Origin of the sequence: Streptomyces sp. NPDC001351 (assembly GCF_042896045.1) — a bacterium.
In the GTDB taxonomy this organism is placed as follows: domain Bacteria; phylum Actinomycetota; class Actinomycetes; order Streptomycetales; family Streptomycetaceae; genus Streptomyces.
In genome coordinates this window covers 1-1481 of record NZ_JBIAWS010000044.1, presented here as the reverse complement: position 1 = coordinate 1481, position 1481 = coordinate 1, and the positions used below count along the sequence as shown (strand labels likewise).

1 protein-coding gene is annotated in these 1481 nt (G+C 70.2%); it reads left to right on the top strand.

Annotation, left to right across the window (positions count from 1 at the left end; all coding sequences use genetic code 11):
• The first annotated feature begins 227 nt into the window (after positions 1-227).
• Positions 228-1439 (top strand): IS110 family transposase, encoded by a 1212-nt coding sequence (locus ACFY1U_RS50950; RefSeq protein WP_390700932.1) that lies wholly within the window; start codon positions 228-230, stop codon positions 1437-1439.
• Positions 1440-1481 lie beyond the last annotated feature (42 nt).

Genomic DNA, 1481 nt, shown 5'->3' with positions numbered 1-1481 from the left:
GCCCATTACCTTCCTTGTAGAGCCCGGTTCGGGCTCGTGGCCTCCAGGCCCGGTATGACTCGTTGCCCCTGTCCTTGATGATCCGGGGGGTGCTGTCGCCGGTCCTGGCGGCACCGGATGGTCGCTGATGGAAGCGTGTCCGCCTTCGGGCAGGGCTGCGTAATGTGGCTGCCGATCTCCGGTGCCCGGGTTGGCCACCGGTTGTGACTCCGGGGAGGGAAAGCCCGGTGACCAGCAACGACTTCACCTCGATCGACGTGTTCTGCGCCCTGGACGTGGGCAAGTCCACCCACCACGGCACGGCCCTGCTGGCCGACGGCCGCATCACTTTCGACAAGCCGCTGCCCAACGGCGAGCCCCAGCTGCGGGCTCTGTTCGCCCGCCTGGAGCGCAAGGGGAAAGTCCTGGTCGTGGTCGACCAGCCGGCCTCCATCGGCACCCTGGCGGTGACCGTCGCCCGCGCCTGTGGATGCGAGGTCGCCTATCTCCCGGGCCTGTCGATGCGCCGGCTCGCCGACCTGCACCCCGGCACCGGCAAGACCGACGCCCGCGACGCCTACGTCATCGCCGATGCCGCCCGCACCATGCCCCACCTCTTGCACTCCATCGACCCGGCCGAAGGCGTGCGGGCCGAACTGACCATGGTCCTGGGATACGACGACGACCTCGCCCAGGACGCCACCCGCACCTCCAACCGGCTGCGCGGGCTGCTCACCTCCATCCACCCCGCCCTCGAACGCGTCCTGGGACCCCGACTGCGACACCCGGCCGTCCTGGCCCTGCTGCAGACCTTCGGCTCCCCGGCCGCCCTGGCCCAGGCCGGCACCGAACAGATCGCGCAGGTCATGCTCCAGGCGGCTCCGCGGATGCGCAGTGCCCACACCCTGGCCGGACAGATCACCGCCGCGCTGGCCGAGCAGACCGTCACGGTTCCCGGCACCGCCTCGGCGGGAGAGATCGTCTCCGGCCTGGCCGAGGCCCTCACGGTCCTCCTCAAGCGCCGCGAAGTCCTGGAGACCCGCGTCGCAGCCCTGTTGGAGGCGCACCCTCTCGCGAAGGTCCTGACCTCCATGCCCGGGGTCGCGGTCAGGACCGGTGCCCGCATCCTGGCCGAGGTCGGCGACGCCAGCGCGTTCCCCACCGCCGCCCACCTGGCCTCCTACGCGGGACTGACCCCCACCACCCGTCGTTCGGGAACCTCCATCCGGGGCGAAGGACCGCCCCGCGGCGGCAACAAGATGCTCAAACGGGCCCTGTTCCTGGCCTCGTTCGCCTCGCTGAGCAGCCCCGAATCGCGGGCCTACTACGACAGGAAGCGCGCCGAGAAGAAGCGCCACAACGCCGCCCTCATCTGTCTCACCCGCCGCCGCGTCGACGTCCTGCACGCCATGCTCAAGCACCGCACCCTCTACCAACCCGGGCACGAACAAACAGCCTGACCAAGCCCACAGACCTTGACCGAACAGATAGAAGCACCCCCC